14 protein-coding genes and 2 pseudogenes are annotated in these 17,608 nt (G+C 35.5%); 14 read left to right on the top strand and 2 right to left on the bottom strand.

Annotated features, from left to right (window positions below; translation table 11 throughout):
* Positions 1–58: 58 nt before the first annotated feature.
* From eno to QWZ06_RS23925, 4 genes and pseudogenes are all read left to right on the top strand, one after another.
* Positions 59–1,350, top strand: a pseudogene (gene eno / locus QWZ06_RS23940) (phosphopyruvate hydratase).
* Between the two features lie 84 nt (positions 1,351–1,434).
* Positions 1,435–2,721: a citrate synthase gene (locus tag QWZ06_RS23935; protein ID WP_123858839.1), complete on the top strand. Its 1,287-nt coding sequence runs from the start codon at positions 1,435–1,437 to the stop codon at positions 2,719–2,721.
* Between the two features lie 465 nt (positions 2,722–3,186).
* Complete coding sequence (locus QWZ06_RS23930; RefSeq protein WP_290301646.1) at positions 3,187–4,248, top strand: helix-turn-helix domain-containing protein; 1,062 nt, start codon at positions 3,187–3,189, stop codon at positions 4,246–4,248.
* Between the two features lie 80 nt (positions 4,249–4,328).
* The gene (locus QWZ06_RS23925) at positions 4,329–6,503 is read left to right on the top strand and encodes a TonB-dependent receptor domain-containing protein (RefSeq protein WP_290301644.1); all 2,175 of its coding nucleotides are present in this window, start codon (positions 4,329–4,331) and stop codon (positions 6,501–6,503) included.
* 34 nt (positions 6,504–6,537) lie between these two features.
* Here QWZ06_RS23925 and QWZ06_RS23920 read toward each other — a convergent pair whose 3' ends face one another.
* Both QWZ06_RS23920 and QWZ06_RS23915 read right to left on the bottom strand, forming a co-directional pair.
* Positions 6,538–6,702, bottom strand: a complete 165-nt coding sequence (locus QWZ06_RS23920) for a hypothetical protein (protein ID WP_290301643.1) — start codon at positions 6,700–6,702, stop codon at positions 6,538–6,540.
* Positions 6,703–6,990: 288 nt separating this feature from the next.
* Complete coding sequence (locus tag QWZ06_RS23915; protein ID WP_290301642.1) at positions 6,991–7,152, bottom strand: hypothetical protein; 162 nt, start codon at positions 7,150–7,152, stop codon at positions 6,991–6,993.
* A 289-nt stretch (positions 7,153–7,441) separates the two neighbouring features.
* Between QWZ06_RS23915 and QWZ06_RS23910 the strand changes: the two genes are divergently transcribed.
* The 10 genes and pseudogenes from QWZ06_RS23910 to QWZ06_RS23865 all read left to right on the top strand — a co-directional run bounded on the left by QWZ06_RS23910 (position 7,442) and on the right by QWZ06_RS23865 (position 17,584).
* Positions 7,442–8,356 (top strand): dimethylarginine dimethylaminohydrolase family protein, encoded by a 915-nt coding sequence (locus QWZ06_RS23910; RefSeq protein ID WP_290301641.1) that lies wholly within the window; start codon positions 7,442–7,444, stop codon positions 8,354–8,356.
* A gap of 84 nt (positions 8,357–8,440) precedes the next feature.
* A pseudogene (gene ctlX, locus QWZ06_RS23905) lies at positions 8,441–9,362 on the top strand (citrulline utilization hydrolase CtlX).
* Between the two features lie 20 nt (positions 9,363–9,382).
* The gene (locus tag QWZ06_RS23900) at positions 9,383–9,742 is read left to right on the top strand and encodes an S-adenosylmethionine decarboxylase family protein (RefSeq protein WP_290301640.1); all 360 of its coding nucleotides are present in this window, start codon (positions 9,383–9,385) and stop codon (positions 9,740–9,742) included.
* 3 nt (positions 9,743–9,745) lie between these two features.
* On the top strand, positions 9,746–10,324 hold the full coding sequence (locus QWZ06_RS23895; RefSeq protein WP_290301639.1) for a DUF4178 domain-containing protein: 579 nt from the start codon (positions 9,746–9,748) through the stop codon (positions 10,322–10,324).
* 23 nt (positions 10,325–10,347) lie between these two features.
* The gene (locus tag QWZ06_RS23890) at positions 10,348–11,226 is read left to right on the top strand and encodes a hypothetical protein (RefSeq protein WP_290301638.1); all 879 of its coding nucleotides are present in this window, start codon (positions 10,348–10,350) and stop codon (positions 11,224–11,226) included.
* Positions 11,227–11,272: 46 nt separating this feature from the next.
* Positions 11,273–11,650: a DUF350 domain-containing protein gene (locus QWZ06_RS23885; protein WP_290301637.1), complete on the top strand. Its 378-nt coding sequence runs from the start codon at positions 11,273–11,275 to the stop codon at positions 11,648–11,650.
* A complete protein-coding gene (locus QWZ06_RS23880; RefSeq protein ID WP_290301636.1) occupies positions 11,643–13,157 on the top strand; it encodes a polyamine aminopropyltransferase in 1,515 nt (504 codons plus the stop codon). The genes QWZ06_RS23885 and QWZ06_RS23880 overlap by 8 nt, the downstream gene beginning before the upstream one ends.
* Positions 13,132–14,742, top strand: a complete 1,611-nt coding sequence (locus tag QWZ06_RS23875) for an NAD(P)-binding protein (RefSeq protein ID WP_290301635.1) — start codon at positions 13,132–13,134, stop codon at positions 14,740–14,742. The genes QWZ06_RS23880 and QWZ06_RS23875 overlap by 26 nt, the downstream gene beginning before the upstream one ends.
* Positions 14,743–14,787: 45 nt before the next feature.
* Entirely contained in the window at positions 14,788–15,813 is a 1,026-nt protein-coding gene (locus QWZ06_RS23870) for a hypothetical protein (protein ID WP_290301634.1), read from the top strand.
* 28 nt (positions 15,814–15,841) lie between these two features.
* On the top strand, positions 15,842–17,584 hold the full coding sequence (locus QWZ06_RS23865; RefSeq protein WP_290301633.1) for a discoidin domain-containing protein: 1,743 nt from the start codon (positions 15,842–15,844) through the stop codon (positions 17,582–17,584).
* Positions 17,585–17,608 lie beyond the last annotated feature (24 nt).

Here is a 17,608-nt window from a genome sequence, read left to right as displayed (position 1 = left end):
TGAAGTACCCCTAAAAGTTAAATTTTGATTAAATTTGTATAAACTAAAAAAATAAAAAATGAGTGCAATTTCTTACATAGAAGCAAGACAAATTTTAGATTCCAGAGGTAATCCTACCATTGAAGTGGATGTATTTACAGAAAACGGTGCTATGGGTCGTGCAGCTGTTCCTTCAGGAGCATCTACAGGAGAGCATGAAGCCGTAGAATTACGTGACGGAGGTTCAGAATACCAAGGAAAGGGAGTTTTGAAAGCTGTTGAAAATGTAAAAGAAGTAATTGCAGAGAATTTAGTTGGACAGCCGGTTTTTGAACAAAACTATATCGATCAGATTATGATTGAGCTTGATGGTACTCCTAATAAAGGAAACCTGGGAGCTAATGCAATCCTTGGGGTTTCTTTGGCGGTAGCAAGAGCTGCAGCTGCAGAACTGGGAATGCCTTTATATAAATATGTAGGTGGGTGAATGCAAACACGCTTCCTGTTCCAATGATGAACGTAATCAACGGTGGTTCTCACTCTGATGCGCCCATCGCATTTCAGGAATTCATGATCATGCCGGTAAAAGCAGATTCTTTCTCTCACGCACTGAGAAAAGGAACTGAAATTTTCCACAACCTTAAATCAATCCTTAAAGGAAGAGGTCTTTCTACAGCAGTAGGAGACGAAGGAGGTTTTGCTCCTACATTTAACGGAACTGAAGATGCTTTGGATACTTTGCTTCAGGCTATCGAAAAAGCTGGATATAAGCCAGGTGACGATATTATGCTGGCATTAGACTGTGCTGCTTCAGAATTCTACAAAGACGGAACTTACGATTACAGAAAATTCGAAGGAGACAAAGGTGCTCACAGATCAAGAGAAGAGCAGGTTTCTTACCTTGCTGAATTAGCGGCTAAATATCCAATCATCTCTATTGAAGATGGTATGCAGGAAGATGACTGGGAAGGATGGAAAATGTTAACTGATAAAATCGGTGACAGAGTACAATTAGTAGGGGATGACTTATTTGTAACAAACGTTGACAGATTATCAAGAGGAGTAAAAGAAGGAATTGCCAATTCAATCCTTGTAAAAGTAAACCAAATCGGTTCTCTTTCTGAAACAATGGCAGCGGTACAAATGGCTCAGAACAACAAATTTACTTCAGTAATGTCTCACAGATCAGGAGAAACTGAAGATTCTACCATCGCTGATTTAGCGGTAGCAATGAACTGTGGTCAAATTAAAACAGGTTCAGCTTCAAGATCAGACAGAATGGCAAAATACAACCAATTATTGAGAATTGAAGAAGCTCTAGGAGAGACTGCAATTTTCCCAGGTTTAGAAGCATTCAAAATAAAAAGATAATTGAATTTATAAATAACGGCAAGCGATAATTTTTGTTTGCCGTATTTTATGGAAAGTGGTATATTTAAAAAAAATAAATAAATAATGTCAGACAACAAAGTAATATTGAATTACGACGGTAATTCATATGAATATCCAATCGTGGATAGTACTATCGGAGACAGAGGGATTGATATTTCGAAATTAAGAGACCAGACAGGTTTAATCACTCTGGATTTAGGTTACAAAAATACAGGAGCTACTATTAGCGACATCACTTACTTAGACGGAGATAAAGGAGAATTATTCTACAGAGGTTATCCAATCGAGCAAATCGCTGAGAAATCTAACTTCACAGAAGTAATGTATCTTTTATTACATGGAGAATTACCTACTCAGGATCAATTTACTTCTTTCGACAACAACATTAAAAAATATAACTTCATCGCAGATGAAATGAAAAAGATCATTGATGTTTTTCCTCGTTCTGCTCACCCTATGGGAGTTTTATCTTCTATGACATCTGCATTGACAGCTTTCAACCCGAAAGCCGTTAACGTAAACTCTAAAGAAGAAATGGATCACGCTGCTGAGCTAATGATCGCTAAATTCTCTCACCTTTGTGCTTGGACGTATAGAAAAACTCAAGGTTTACCATTAAACCACGGTGATAATAACCTAAGCTACGTAGAAAACTTCTACAAAATGGCATTCAGATTACCAAACGCTGATTTCGAAATCGATCCGGTAGTAGTAAATGCATTAGATAAATTATTAATCCTTCACGCTGACCACGAACAAAACTGTTCTACTTCTACAGTAAGAATGGTAGGTTCTGCTCACACAGGTCTTTTTGCTTCTATCTCTGCTGGAGTATCTGCACTTTGGGGACCACTTCACGGTGGTGCTAACCAAGCGGTAATCGAAATGCTTGAGCTTATCGAGAAAGACGGTGGTGACGTATCTAAATATGTAGCTAAAGCTAAAGATAAAGGAGATAGCTTCCGTCTAATGGGATTCGGACACAGAGTGTACAAAAACTTCGACCCAAGAGCAAAAATCATCAAGAAAGCTGCTGATGATATTCTTACTGCACTAGGTATTCAGGATAAAGCTCTTGATATTGCAATGCAATTAGAAAGAGTAGCACTTGAAGATGAATACTTCATCGAAAGAAAATTATATCCAAACGTAGATTTCTATTCAGGAATTATCTACAGAGCGTTAGGAATTCCTACAGAAATGTTTACTGTAATGTTTGCATTAGGAAGACTACCAGGATGGATCTCTCAATGGAAAGAAATGAGATTGAAAGGAGACCCAATCGGAAGACCAAGACAGGTTTACCAAGGTGCTCAGGAAAGAAACTATATCGATATAGCAAGCAGATAATATTTGCTTATACCATATCAAAATCCCAAGGCTTGCTTTGGGATTTTTTGTTTTTGATGGTTAGGAGCTGTTTCCCGCTATCCACTTTACTCCTCGCGCTTATACTCTCCAACGCCCAAGCCCTCTAACTCTCCAACTCCTGCTGCGGGGTAGCCATTTCTATCGGGGCTAAGGACATGGGGCATTATAAATACCTGAACAACGTTATCCACAATATTATCCATAACGCTTATTATTCAATAGAAACGGGCTTTAGCCCGTTTAGAAATAAAAAAATTCCATTAGCTTTAGTCAAAACCTAAAAAAATATACCATCTGTCTGAAATTCAATTCAATAATTTATTAAATTTACTCTTGTAAAAAGATAAGTTTCGGCTAAAGCCAAATGAATGATATTTATCGATTAAACGGACTAAAGTCCGTTTCTATTGATAGAACAATTGATATTAGAAAAACAAATAAACCATGACTTTCGGACAACATATATTATTTTTTTTCAGTGCATTGGGTGCTTTCAATGGGCTTTTGCTTGGTATTTATTTGTTGTTCGTTAAAAGGCTGAAAAATTTACAGGATTTCTTTCTGGGGCTTTTGCTTTTAATGTTAAGCACAAGAGTAGGAATAGCGGTTTGTATGTATTTTTATCCTGAATTACCTAGAATTATTCCACACCTGGGGTTGTCTGCATTGTTTTTTGCAGGACCTGCTTTATACTATTACATTAAATCCTCCTTTTATCAGGAGCAATTTGACCTGAATTCATCCAGAATAACTTTTGGATTTTTAACTCTTCTTTTGGGTGCTGTAGGATTGTTATATTTAGTATTTCCGATAACCTGGGATCATTATTTTGGAACTTTTATATACGCCGTTTGGTCAGTATGTATTGGCCTCACGCTTTATCAGTATTATATTTTTTCTAAGCAGAATATTGTAAAGACTAACAAATTTGTTCTTCCAGTTCTGATCAGTAATGTGATTATCTTTTTGACTTATCAACTTATTTCTACAGGTTGGTTACAGATCTATTGCGCTGGAGGGAGTCTGGTATTTTCATTTGTACTCTATGCCAATTTTTTAATTTTATTCAATAAGAAATATCAACTTCCAATCAAAGAAAGTAACGGAAAGTATTCCAATAAAAAGATTTCAGAGCAGCAGGCAGATAGTTTTGTTTCCAAATTAGAAAGATTCATGAATACAGAAGAACTCTATAAAAATCCGAATCTTAAGTTAAGTGATCTTGCTTTAAGAATGAATATATCAACCCATCAGCTTTCCCAGCTGTTGAATGATAACCTGGGTAAAAGTTTTTCCACCTACATCAATGAATACAGAATCAATGAAGCCTGTGGAAAAATAGAAAATGGATCTTATTTAAAAATAGAAGAGATTGGTTATGAAGTAGGATTCAACTCAAAATCAACTTTCTTTTCAACGTTCAAGAAAATAAAGAATACAACACCACTTTTGTACAAGCAAACGCAAACGCCGTCTGAGGCTGGGGTTCATAGTCTCAATTTATAATTTCGTACTGCGGAATTTTAATTCCAAAACCTGATTTTTACAACAAGCGAATACTTTTGATCTCATAAAATTTAAAAATTATGATGATCAAATTATGGATGTTTCTGTTAGTACTGTTTCTATCAATTTCTGGAAAAGCACAGGAAGCCACGAGACAGAATGTATCAGATTCTTTGGCTCAACAAAAATCTCCAACAACAAGTATTTCTGAAGTTATTATCCAATCTGCCCCACGAAGCGTTAAATTGAATGACGGAAATTTGACAATGGCTGTTTCCGGTAATAAGGATTTTAAAACTTCAACTCATCTCCTTGATGTACTGAGAAGAACACCGGGAGTTACTGTTGATCAGGAAGACGGAATCTTTATTGGGGGAAGAGTAACCCCAGCCATATTCATTGATGGTAAGCCTATTGTAATGAGTAATCAAGAGTTACAGGCTTACTTGCGGTCTTTATCGCCGGAAATGGTAGAATCTCTTGAAGTGAACACTAATCCATCTTCAAAATATGATGCAGAGTTTAAAGGAATTATCGACATTAAGCTGAAGAAAAACGCCAATCTTGGTTGGAAAGGAAATTATAGCGGGAATCTGTATGCATATAAGTTCAATTCCCGGGAGAATACTCTGAACCTTACTTATAACACAGAAAAAGTAGCGTACAGTTTGCAGGGAGGATATAACGATGGAATCTCATTTTATCGATACAATGCCCTACAACGGCTGGCTAATACCAATGTTATGAGAACCGGAACCTATCAGGAGGATCAAATAAATGTGTACAACATTCAGGCAGGAGCTGATTTTAGATTGAATGATAAAAATAGGCTAAGACTGAACCTCAGAGGCAGTTTCAGGGATATTGACCGGATGCGCTTAGGTTCATTATATACTACTGATAAAAGTGAAACACAACTTGTTTTTAATACCGGAAATGAAAATTTAATGTACTATTTCCAGAACAATTATGGGATTACTACTGATTATTCGTTTCAAAGTAAAGGATTTAAAATAAATTTTTTAGGTAATTATCTCTCTGTGAAAAACAAACAGAAAGACGATTTTATTAACAGAGATAAGGCTTCTTCGGAGGTATTGTCCTATTGGAGATCTGATCTTGAGAATAAAATAAATATTTATACGGGGCAGATCGATGCCTCTCAAAAAATAGGGGATGCAGAGGTAGAGGCAGGACTTAAATATAGCCAGTCTGATACCAACAACAATATCAGGTATGATACTTTATCTGTGAATAACCAGTTTGCATTTGATCCTGATAGAAGTAATCTGTTTTCCTATAAAGAGAAAATATTTGCAGGGTATTTAGCATATAAACAAAAATTTGGAAAACTTCAGATCAATGCGGGATTAAGGCTTGAAAATACAAATAGTATTTCTGATGCTGTTACTGTAGATTCTATTGTTTCAAGAAATTATCTGGAATGGCTACCATCCTTCAGTGCAAACTATACATTCAATAAATCTAATGAACTTTCACTATCCTATAGCAGAAAAATAACAAGGCCTGTTTTTTCACAACTTAATCCATTTCGATATTACTTCAGTCCTTTGAATTACTCGATAGGAAACCCTTATTTGCAGCCTTCTTTTACCAGCCAGATCAAAGCAACCTACCGATATAAAAATTGGATCACAAGTTTTACGATAGGAAAAGAAAAAGATGTCATGGCCCGCTATCCAATATATAATCCAAAAACCAATGTATTGGAATATCTGGGAAGCAACCTTCCGTACCGTAATTTTGCAGTCTTGGAAACAAGTTTTCCAGTGAAAATTACAAAGTGGTGGAATATGACAAGCCAGATTGCAGGATATTATAATTATGAGTTCAGACCTTACCTTGATCAGGTTTTTGCACTGGAAATTTATAATTATGAGATAAGAGTGAATCAGGTATTTACTTTACCCAAAGGATATACGATTAATCTGTTTGCTAATTATGAATCCAAAACCGGAAACAGTCTTTATATTATTAAACCACGTTATAACGTAGACTTATCTCTTCAAAAATCGTGGCTGGATAATAAACTTAGTACAAAGATTGGGTATAATAATATTTTTGATTCTTATGACCTGAGTTTAGAGTTCAGGCATAAACAGATTATGGACAATCGCTTTAAGCATAGGTGGGATAACAGCCGATTCTATTTTTCACTGAGCTATAGTTTTGGTGGCTCAAAATATCAGGCAAAAGAAACTCAGAGAACAGAGGAAGAAAACAGAACAAGATAAAAGAAAACCTGCTTAAAAAGCAGGTTTATTATTTTTACGGACAAACACAGTTACCGCATGTCCAGATTCTACAGCTACCATTGGGATTCCACTCACAACAGTATCTTGGTTTAGTAGGGCCGGCTCCTCCGATTACTGATTTTTGTTCCTCTCTGCCTAATTTTTTAGCGTTTTTAAGCACTGAATTGCCTTTGTTCATGATTTTGATTTTTTGATGTTAATAGTTAAGTTGTAAACAATATAATTTCTCGGAAACTATATCACTAATATATGAATTTATTTTATTTTAAAAAGAAAAAAATATCATTATATGTTTGGAATATAATAAGTTGTAATGAAATAAGTAGAATTTTACTATTTTTTTAAATAAAAATAAAAAAATCTATCATGGCTCTGAAATATGAGAAAGCAGGCTTTTGTGTTGAACAGGATTAGTGCCAAATTAATAAAAAGCCGCTTCACAATCTGTGAAACGGCCTGGGATATTTTATGGGCACATACATCTGTCACATGTCCAGATGAAACATTTTCCAGTGACATCATCCCACTCGCAGCATCTTCTGCCTGCAATTGCTCCTCCAATTACTGATTTTTGTTGATCTCTACCTAATTTTTGTGCTTTTTTCAGCACTTGAATGTTCTTGTTCATAACTTTGTTTTTGATGTTAATAGTTAAGTTTTAGTACCTATAATTTCGCGAAAATTATATCACTAATATAGGATATTAAATTATAAAAAAATCTTTTTTTTCGTACTTATGTAGATGAAATATAGTAAGTTGTAGATGTTTTTGTATGCTTTATACTACGGTTTGCTGAATAGGAGGAGAATTTCGCTAAAAGAAGGAGCTTAAGGACGGCAAATTTCAGGCATAAAATAAACCAAAAATTTTCTAGATAGAGACCTTTACTTATATTTGTAGTATTGCATAAATCTTTATGAGACTAAACATTAAAAACGAAACGGGAAGGCTGAAGTCAGTAGTTCTAGGCCAGCCTAATTCATTGGGAGCTGTTCCCACACTAGAGGAAAGTTATGACGCCAAGTCATATTACTCAATCGAACACAACATTTATCCTAAGGAAGTGGATATCATCAATGAGATGAACGCTTTCGAAGCAGTTTTGAAAAAATATGACGTTGAAGTACTTCGTCCAAGCATTATCCAAGACTATAATCAGGTCTTTTCAAGAGATGTAGCATTTGTAATTGATGATAAAATGATCATTTCCAATGTGATTGTTGATAGAGCTGATGAGCAGGAAGCATACAAAAGTGTATTTGAAAAAGTGGCCTGGAGAAAGATTATTAATCTTCCGGAAACTGCTCATATTGAAGGAGGTGATGTCATTGTATGGAATGACTTTATTTTTATCGGAACCTGCTTCAGCGAAGACTATAGAAACTATAAAACGGCAAGAACGAACGAGTATGCCATTGAAATTTTAAAAGAATACTTTCCAAAGAAAAGAATCATTGATCTTGAATTGAAGAAAAATGATAAAGTTCCGTTTGAAGGGATCTTACATCTTGACTGTACTTTCAATCCGGTAGGAGAAGATAAATGTATCATCTACAAAAACGGATTCGTAGACGAAAGTGACTACCGTTTGATCATCGATATTTTCGGAGAAGAAAACTGTTTCCACATCAACGACGAAGAAATGTTTGAAATGTTCCCGAATATTTTCTCTATTTCCCCGGATATTGTAGTTTCAGATAAAGCATTTACCAGAATGAACAATCACCTGAGGGATGTATGGGGAATGACCGTTGAAGAAATTCCTTACAGAGAAATCTCTAAAATGGGTGGTTTATTGAGATGTTCTACAATGCCGCTTGTAAGAGAGTAGTTGAGTGGGAGAGTTATAGTGTTTGAAAGTGAAAGAGTTTTAATCTTTCAATCTTTTAATTTTCAATCTTTTAATCAAAAAAAAATGCAAACAACAGATACCGTATTAATGATAGAACCGATTGCATTCGGTTACAACGCAGAAACTGCAAAAAACAATTACTTTCAGGTAGAACAAACAGGTTCTGATATTCAGTCAAAAGCTTTGGCAGAATTCAATACCTTCGTTGGAAAACTGAGAGGAAAAGGAATCAATGTAATTACCATAAAAGATACACTAGATCCTCATACCCCGGATTCTATTTTCCCAAACAATTGGGTAAGCTTCCATAAAGATGGAAAAGTAGTTTTATATCCAATGTTCGCTTCCAACAGAAGAGTGGAGAGAAGAGATGATATTATTGAAAGCATCAAGGATCAGGGATTTGAAGTGGCTGAAATTGATGACTGGTCATTTCCGGAAACTCAGGGGCATTTCTGGAAGGAACAGGAAGTATGATCTTTGATCACGATAACAAGATTGCTTATGGATCCGTTTCTTTGAGATTGGATGAAAATCTATTCAGAGAATTCTGTGAAAAATATGACTTTACACCTATTGTTTTCCACTCTTATCAGACTGTAGGTACAGAAAGACTTCCTATTTATCATACCAATGTAATGATGTGTGTAGCAGATAAGTTTGTTGTCATCTGTCTTGATTGTATTGATGATGAGCTGGAAAGACAAAAAGTGATTGAAACCATCAAGAATTCAGGAAAAGAAATCGTTGAAATTTCAGAAGAACAAATGCAGCAATTTGCAGGAAATATGCTTCAGGTTCAAAATAAAGAAGGTGAAAAGTTCCTTGTGATGAGCCAGACAGCTTATCAATCTTTAACTTCAGAGCAAGTAGCAGCTATCGAAAGTATTGTGAAATTATTTATTCTGATTTAAATACGATCGAAGTAAACGGAGGCGGAAGTGCAAGATGTATGCTTGCAGAAGTTTTTCTTCCAAAAAAATAATATATTTACGAAAAAATTAATTGAACCCATTATCAAATAAAGGTTTACATATTCTTCTGACTTTGGAAACAGAGTCAGAAGATTTGTTAATAGACAGTAAAGGTTTTCTTGCTTTTACAGAAAGCATTCTGAAAACTAAAGAGGTAGAGATTGTAGGAATTACCAATCACATTTTTGAAAATCAGAGTTTTACATCAGCTGTTTGCCTTAAAGAATCGCATCTTTGTATTCATACATGGCCGGAATTTAAGCAACTTACTTTTGATGTTTTTCTCTGTAATTATACCCAGGACAACACAGCAAAAGTAGAAGAGATTGCTGATGAGGTTGTTCAATATTTTAAAGCTAAAACCATTCAGAAACACAAAATTTACAGATAGAAAATGGATCACATTTGTCCCATTTGTAAGACTCATAATAATCAACTGGCCATAGATTTCGCCATTGAAGAATTTATTTGTAGTCATTGTAAAAGTCTTATTATCGTAGGAAAGGCTACCCAGAGAAAGGTTGTTAATAAACCTGTGGAAAACGTTGTCTTGGAAGTTGGGCATAAGGGAGTTCTCTACGGTACCGAGTACTGGGTAATGAATATTGTTATTAAAAAGTATGGCAAAAAAACTTTTTGGCGGGAATATTCCTTAAAAGACCGCGCCGGAAACAATGTGTACCTAAGTGAAAGTGACGGGCACTGGGTATTTCTTCATCAGGTAAATATCAACCAGGTAGATTTTGACATTAAAGATTTTCAATACTATGCTGAATTTGGAGGCAAAAATTACAGATGGTATGAAACTACGCCCTGCTCCGTTCATGCAGCTACCGGATTTTTTGAAGAGAATCTTTCATTTGGATTAGCTACCTATAAAGAATACGTAAACGGAACTGAAATGATCTCACGGGAGGAGTCTGGGAATTCCGAGCAATTCTTTAAGGAAATCATATTTCAGGAAATACTATAAAAAAAGCATTCGGAATCAGTCAAATGCCTTATCGATTTGGTACAGGTATCGTTCAGCCATTTTGGATCAATATAAAACAAAGTACCAATATCCTGGCTATTGCAGCGCTATTGATATGTATCTTGCAATTGTATGTTGTGATTTCAAGAAGTAATCAGACTGTTTTTGAACAAAGCATTAATTTTTCTGATGTGAATGATAAAGAAATGGTAAGTAAAAGTTTTACCCTTTCTGGCGGATCTGCCCCTTTAAAAGTACACGCATTTTCTGATGTAGATAATTCCTGGGCAAATATTGGATTGAGCCTTGTGAATGAAAAAACCAACGAAGTTATTTATGCTTCTAAAGATATTGAGAAATATTCCGGATTTGAAGGAGGTGAAAGCTGGAGTGAAGGAAGCCAGACAGAAGATTTCAACTTGTGTGGTATTCCTGGAGGCACCTATCATTTTTTGATTTCAGCTGAAAAAGAAGGAGGTATTAAAGATCCGTTCAAATCTGGCTACAGACCGGAAAAAGCAGATTTCTCTATTATTAAAAATGAAGTAGGGAGTTTCTTTTTGAAAAATGATAAAGATCAAACGATCAATACTTATGGAGATAAAGAAACGCTGAAAAATGAGGTCATAGTAAGAACCGGTCTTCAGAACGATATAAAAAATGAAGGAAAATTAGATTCTATACTTATCAATATGCCGCAGGAGTATGGCTATTCACAGGGAAATAGTGAAAAGAACCCGTCAGTGAATATTAAAGCAACCTGGTTACCCGTTTCCTTTTGGAATTTTGGGATTGTATTAGCCTGCTTATTACTATTTGCCGGAATAAGCTATTGGATGGGACGTATTTTTGAAACAAATAAATGGAGCAATAGTTCCAATTCACCTTATTCTAACGATTAAGCCATGAAAAAAATGATTACTTATATCAGAACAAACTGGTTGCTATTTGGCATTGGCGGATTTTTTCTGGGCTGGTTTGTTTATCTTACGTTTACGGGGAATCAGTTCTGTGACTGTGCTAAAACAGAAAACTATCGTGATGGCACTACAAGAAGTCATTCCAGAGCAGGATTTTACAGATATTATCACAAATAAAAAATATATAACTATGGACAACATTAATCTATTACCCATATTCAATTCAGTTCTTTATTCATTTTTAGGGATTGCTATTTTATTGGTGTGTTATTTTATTATTGAAAAATTAACACCCGAAAAAACTTGGCATGAAATTGCCCAAAATAAGAATATAGCTTTGGCTATTGTTTTCGGAGCCTTTATTATCGGTATTTCAATGATCATAAGTGCAGCAATTCATGGATAAGAAGAGGATTCCTCTTGAGCTGCTTTTACTGTTTTCGGTATTTGTTATTGCGACATGTGGATTGATTTATGAACTGGTGGCGGGAGCATTGGCGAGTTACCTTTTAGGAGACTCAGTAAAACAGTTTTCCTTTATCATTGGGGTTTACCTATTTTCAATGGGAGTAGGCTCCTATCTGGCCAAATTCATTAAGGGAAATCTTATCGATAAATTCGTAGAGATAGAAATCCTGGTTGGAATTGTGGGCGGGATAAGTTCCGTAGTGCTGTTTGTATTGTTTAATACGCTGGCACATTTTGAGAGCGTCCTATATCTTTTTGTATTTTTTACAGGATGTCTGGTAGGTGTGGAAATCCCACTATTAATGAATATTTTAAAAGATAAAGTTCAGTTTAAAGATTTAGTTTCAAATGTTTTTGCCTTTGATTATATCGGGGCTTTACTGGCTTCTATTCTTTTTCCTTTGGTTTTAATTCCGCAGCTGGGCATTGTAAAGACACCTTTGTTCTTTGGATTGATTAATATTTCCATTGCTATCTTTTTATGCTTTTATCTTGAAAAAGAATTATCAAAACCTTTCTCATTAAAGATAAAATCAATAGCTGCATTTATTTTGCTGGTTGGGCTGTTTATTTTTTCAGATAAGATCTTGTCTTATTCCGAAGAGAAGCTTTACGGTGAAAATGTTGTTTATACAAAAAGCTCTCCTTATCAAAGGATTGTTTTAACTAGAAATAACCGGGAATTCAGGCTGTATCTGAACAATAACCTTCAGTTTTCCTCTACTGATGAATACCGTTATCATGAAGCCTTGGTACATCCGGCGATGTCAATGGCAAAAAATATTGATCATGTCCTAATTCTTGGTGGTGGTGATGGCTTTGCAGTTCGTGAAGTACTAAAGTATAAAGAAGTGAAGAAGATTCAGCTAGTTGATTTAGATGGAGAAATGACAGACTTTTTCAAAACCAATGAAACCATGCGAAAATTGAATCAAAATTCTTTATCCAATCCAAAGGTCGAAGTTATCAACAAGGATGCTTATATCTGGGTAAAGGAAAACAAAAAGAAGTTTGATGTTATCATTATAGATTTTCCGGATCCCTCCAATTATAGCTTAGGGAAACTGTATTCTTTGCAGTTTTATAAAGAGCTTGAGAGATTGACGACTCCGGATACCAAAATCGTAGTACAAACTACCTCTCCTTATTTTGCTCCGAAATCTTTCTGGTGTATAGAGAAAACCCTTAATCAAATTTTTCCTTTTACTTCTGCATATCATACCTATGTTCCTTCATTTGGAGAATGGGGATTTTCAATGGCTTCCTTTGAGCCTGTCAACAATAAGGTTTACAGAAGAATTTCTGGTTTGAAGTATTATGATTATGATTTCTCAAAAATATCTTACTTCAGCAAAGATATGAAAGTGAATGACGTAGAAGTTAACCGTCTGGATAACCAGATATTAGTCCGTTATTTTGATGAAGAGTGGGGGAAGGTTCAGTAGAAAAGATTTCCTGAAAACAGTATTGCTGGGCAGTCTGATGTTACCTTTTCTACAATATTGTGGAAAGAAGGTGAAATCTCTATTGCTAAAGATAACAGGAACCAACCATGTCTTGGGACATAAACTATGGGCAAAGGATTTTCCACAATTTTCAGAAGTTATTAACACTAAGTTTTTGGTCGTGGGTGGTGGGATCTCCGGACTTTCTGCTTGTAGGTATTTCCGCCAGAATGGTGAGGAAGATTATCTTTTGCTGGAAATGGAAGATCACTTGGGGGGAAATTCATCCAATGGAGAGAATAAATATTCAAAATTCCCGTTGGGCGCCCACTATTTGCCTTTACCCAATAAAGAAAATACAGAGATTATAAAATTTCTTACAGAGTGCGGTATCTGCCAGGGAATAGAAGAAGACGGAGAACCTGTTTTGGATGAATATCAGATGACTTTTCCACAGCAGGAAAGATTGTTTTATAAAAATTCGTGGCAGAATGATATTGTTCCCCAAAAAGGAATTTCAGAAGACGTGCAAAAAGAACTTGATCGTTTCTTTAAAATGATGGACGGTTTCCGTCAAAAGAAAGATATGCAAGGTAACTATTGGTTTGCCATTCCTGTTCATGATTCCAGTAGGGAAGATGAGGTGATAAAACTGGAAAAACTTCTTTTTGCCGATTGGTTAAAACTACAGAACTTCAAATCCGAAGAACTTCTTTGGCTCCTAGATTATTCTTGCAGGGACGATTATGGATTAGGAATTGATTACGTTTCTGCATGGGCAGGAATCCATTATTTTGCAGGTAGAAAAAATAATTGGAGCAAAAAATATAAAGATCAGGTATTCACATGGCCGGAAGGAAATGCAAAGCTAACGCATTATCTTTCAGAGTATACAAAAGAAAAATTGTTAACTAAGAATTTAGTTTTTGATGTTGAGATCGGTGAAAAGGTAGAGATTTTAAGTTTTGATAATACCCAGAAGAAGACCAAAAAGATCATTGCGGATAAAGTCTTGTTTGCAACACCACAATTTGTCAATGAAAGAATTTTGAACAATAAAAGAGCATCATCATTTCATTATGTTCCCTGGCTTTTAACGACTATTACCCTGGATAATGAATTTGGGGGAGATGAAGAGCTTGCCTGGGATAATGTGATCTATGGATCATCAGGATTAGGATATATATTTGATCAACATCAAAATATCAATCAAATCATGGGTGAGAAAGTAATTACCTACTATAAAAGTTTCTCAACAGGTGATTGTAAAAAAGCAAGACAAAAGCTGTATTCCATGAAAGACGCTGAACTTAAAAACTTAGTTTTAGAAGATTTGAAGAAAGCCCATCCGATGATTGAGGATTTTATCCAGGAAATGCAGTTTCATAAAATTGGTCACGCGATGATTGCGCCTACTCCCAATCAGATTTTTGGAGAGAATGGAAAAACAGCAAAAGAATCGATCAATGGAAAAGTATTCTTTGCTCATTCCGATTTGTCCGGAATTTCTATTTTTGAGGAAGCTTTTTATCAGGGAATAAGAACCGCAGAACAAATGCTTTCAAATACCCATGATGGTATATGACCTTGACAAGGCTGCTCGATTAAAAAAACAAATAACGATCTACAGATGCAACAACCATGGATACATAATGCAAAAACAGATTGGTGGTTTATTTTATCCCCACCTTTTCTGGTATTGTTAATTATTTTTCTTTTTCAGAAGCAGATTCAAGGGTTAGAGAATCATTATTCCTTTTATACATGGCTTTTTCTGATTGTTTTTGTAGATGTTGCCCATGTGTATTCCACGTTGTTTAAAACGTATTTTGTAAAGGCTGAAGTGCAAAAGAGAAAACTGCTGTATTTTGGAATCCCCATCATAAGCTGGTGTTTAGGAATTGCTTTATTTCAGTTTGGAAGTTTGGCCTTCTGGTCGGTACTGGCATTGATCGCTGTTTTCCATTTTATCCGCCAGCAATACGGCTTCATGAGAATCTATGCCCGCTTTGAACCTGATAACTGGAGCAAGAAAATAGATGAGGTTGCAATATATTCAGCTACCGTTTTTCCAATGTTATATTGGTTTCAGACTCCGCGTGCCTTTGTCTGGTTTGTGGACAATGAATTTGAATGGCTTAAAAACATACCGGATTATATAGGAGGTATTACATTTTTATATATTCTGATTGTGGCGGTTTGGATCATCAAAACATTAGTGGAAGCCATAAAAACCAAAACCATCAATATTCCTAAAATAGCACTGATCACAGGAACTTTCCTTTCTTGGTATTTTGGAATTGTATATTTTAATAATGATCTGCTTTTTACCTTTCTGAATGTTGTTTCTCATGGAATCCCTTATATCGCTTTGATCTATATTCGTGAGATTAGACAAAAAGATCATCACCAGCTGAATTGGATGCAGATTTTTAAGCCATTTTCCGGAATCTTTTTATTTGTAGGGATTATTTTAGGACTAGCTTTATTGGAAGAATTTTTGTGGGAAACGCTTGTGTGGAACGAACACTTTTCCTTGGATTTATCCGTTTCAGAAAACTTTCTTCAGTTTTTAGTTCCCTTATTGGTAGTTCCACAGCTTACCCATTATCTTTTGGATGGATTTATCTGGAGAAGACCGAAAAAAGTTAGCTAACTTTGTCTGGAATGTTTAAAATCTGAAAATGAGACAATACTTTTTATCTTTAGCAATTCTCTTAGGAATTTTTGTGGGTGGACAGCAGAAAACGTTTTGCAATCCAATCAATATAGATTACGGATATACTCCTTTTGAAGTTTTTTCAAAACAAGGAAAACATCGTGCTACAGCAGATCCTGTAATTGTTAATTTTAAAAATAAATTGTTCCTTTTTTCTACAAATCAGGAAGGATATTGGTACAGTGATAATATGTTGGACTGGAAGTTTGTCAAAAGAAAATTTCTCAGAGATAATAAATATATTCATGATCTCAATGCCCCGGCAGTATGGGCAATGAAAGATACACTCTATGTGTATGGTTCCACCTGGGAACAGGATTTCCCCATCTGGAAAAGTACAAATCCTACCCAAGATGATTGGAAAATTGCAGTAGATACATTAAAAGTAGGTGCCTGGGATCCCGCATTCCATTATGATGAGGATAAAAATAAACTGTATCTGTACTGGGGTTCCAGCAATGAATGGCCTTTGTTGGGAACAGAAGTAAAAGTGAAAACCCTTCAGTCTGAAGGCTTCGTAAAACCGATCCTTAGATTGAAACCGGAAGACCATGGTTGGGAAAGGTTTGGGGAATACAACGATAATGTTTTTCTTCAGCCTTTTGTGGAAGGAGCTTGGGTGACCAAACATAATGGAAAATATTATATGCAATATGGTGCTCCGGCAACAGAATTTAGTGGCTATTCAGATGGTGTATACGTAAGCAAAAATCCTTTGGAAGGGTTTGAATACCAACAACACAATCCGTTTTCCTATAAACCGGGAGGGTTTGCAAGAGGAGCAGGACATGGCGCTACCTTTGAAGATAATTATAAAAATTGGTGGCATGTTTCCACTATTTTTATTTCCACAAAAAATAATTTTGAAAGGAGATTGGGAATATGGCCGGCAGGATTCGATAAAGATGATGTCATGTATACCAATACAGCATATGGAGATTACCCGACTTATCTGCCACAATATGCACAAGGGAAAGACTTTTCAAAAGGTCTTTTTGCTGGTTGGATGCTGCTGAATTACAATAAACCTGTTCAGGTTTCATCTACTCTGGGAAGTTATCAGCCTAATTTTGCCGTAGATGAAGATATTAAGACCTATTGGAGTGCTAAAACCGAAAATTCCGGAGAGTGGTTTCAGACCGATCTTGGAGAGGTATCCACCATCAATGCCATTCAGATTAATTATGCCGACCAGGACGTAGAGTTTATGGGAAAAACATTAGGTAAAATGCATCAATACAAAATTTATGGATCAAATGATGGTAAAAGATGGAACGTCATTGTGGATAAAAGCAAAAACACAAAAGATGTTCCTCATGACTATATTGAACTTGAGAAACCTGCAACGGCAAGATTCCTTAAAATGGAAAACCTAAAAATGCCAACAGGAAAATTTGCATTGAGTGGTTTCAGGGTATTTGGAAAAGGAGCAGGAGCAAAACCCAGGAAAGTAGAAAGTTTTGTCCCATTAAGAGCCGATCCTAAGAAATATGGTGAAAGAAGAAGTATCTGGATGAAATGGCAGCAAAATCCTGAAGCAGACGGCTATGTAATCTATTGGGGAAATCCCCGGATAAATTATACGGAAGCATCATGGTGTATGGAAAGAATGAATATTTCTTTACAGGAGCTGACAGAACGGACGCTTATTATTTCCAGATTGAAGCATTCAATGCCAATGGAATGTCTGAAAGAACAGAAATCGTAAAGTCTGAATAGTAAATAAAGATAT

The sequence above is a fragment of the Chryseobacterium tructae genome, from assembly GCF_030409875.1.
Taxonomy (GTDB): domain Bacteria; phylum Bacteroidota; class Bacteroidia; order Flavobacteriales; family Weeksellaceae; genus Chryseobacterium; species Chryseobacterium tructae.
Note: the sequence above shows the minus strand (reverse complement) of the source record. Positions and strands in the feature narration are given on the sequence as shown.

What these genes read in the sequence shown, in the direction of transcription:
- QWZ06_RS23935 (WP_123858839.1), top strand. Translation starts at nt 1,435, where the DNA reads ATGTCAGACAACAAAGTAATATTGAATTACGACGGTAATTCATATGAA.
- QWZ06_RS23930 (WP_290301646.1), top strand. Translation starts at nt 3,187, where the DNA reads ATGACTTTCGGACAACATATATTATTTTTTTTCAGTGCATTGGGTGCT.
- QWZ06_RS23925 (WP_290301644.1), top strand. Translation starts at nt 4,329, where the DNA reads ATGATGATCAAATTATGGATGTTTCTGTTAGTACTGTTTCTATCAATT.
- QWZ06_RS23920 (WP_290301643.1), bottom strand. Translation starts at nt 6,702, where the DNA reads ATGAACAAAGGCAATTCAGTGCTTAAAAACGCTAAAAAATTAGGCAGA.
- QWZ06_RS23915 (WP_290301642.1), bottom strand. Translation starts at nt 7,152, where the DNA reads ATGAACAAGAACATTCAAGTGCTGAAAAAAGCACAAAAATTAGGTAGA.
- QWZ06_RS23910 (WP_290301641.1), top strand. Translation starts at nt 7,442, where the DNA reads ATGAGACTAAACATTAAAAACGAAACGGGAAGGCTGAAGTCAGTAGTT.
- QWZ06_RS23895 (WP_290301639.1), top strand. Translation starts at nt 9,746, where the DNA reads ATGGATCACATTTGTCCCATTTGTAAGACTCATAATAATCAACTGGCC.
- QWZ06_RS23890 (WP_290301638.1), top strand. Translation starts at nt 10,348, where the DNA reads ATGCCTTATCGATTTGGTACAGGTATCGTTCAGCCATTTTGGATCAAT.
- QWZ06_RS23880 (WP_290301636.1), top strand. Translation starts at nt 11,643, where the DNA reads ATGGATAAGAAGAGGATTCCTCTTGAGCTGCTTTTACTGTTTTCGGTA.
- QWZ06_RS23875 (WP_290301635.1), top strand. Translation starts at nt 13,132, where the DNA reads ATGAAGAGTGGGGGAAGGTTCAGTAGAAAAGATTTCCTGAAAACAGTA.
- QWZ06_RS23870 (WP_290301634.1), top strand. Translation starts at nt 14,788, where the DNA reads ATGCAACAACCATGGATACATAATGCAAAAACAGATTGGTGGTTTATT.
- QWZ06_RS23865 (WP_290301633.1), top strand. Translation starts at nt 15,842, where the DNA reads ATGAGACAATACTTTTTATCTTTAGCAATTCTCTTAGGAATTTTTGTG.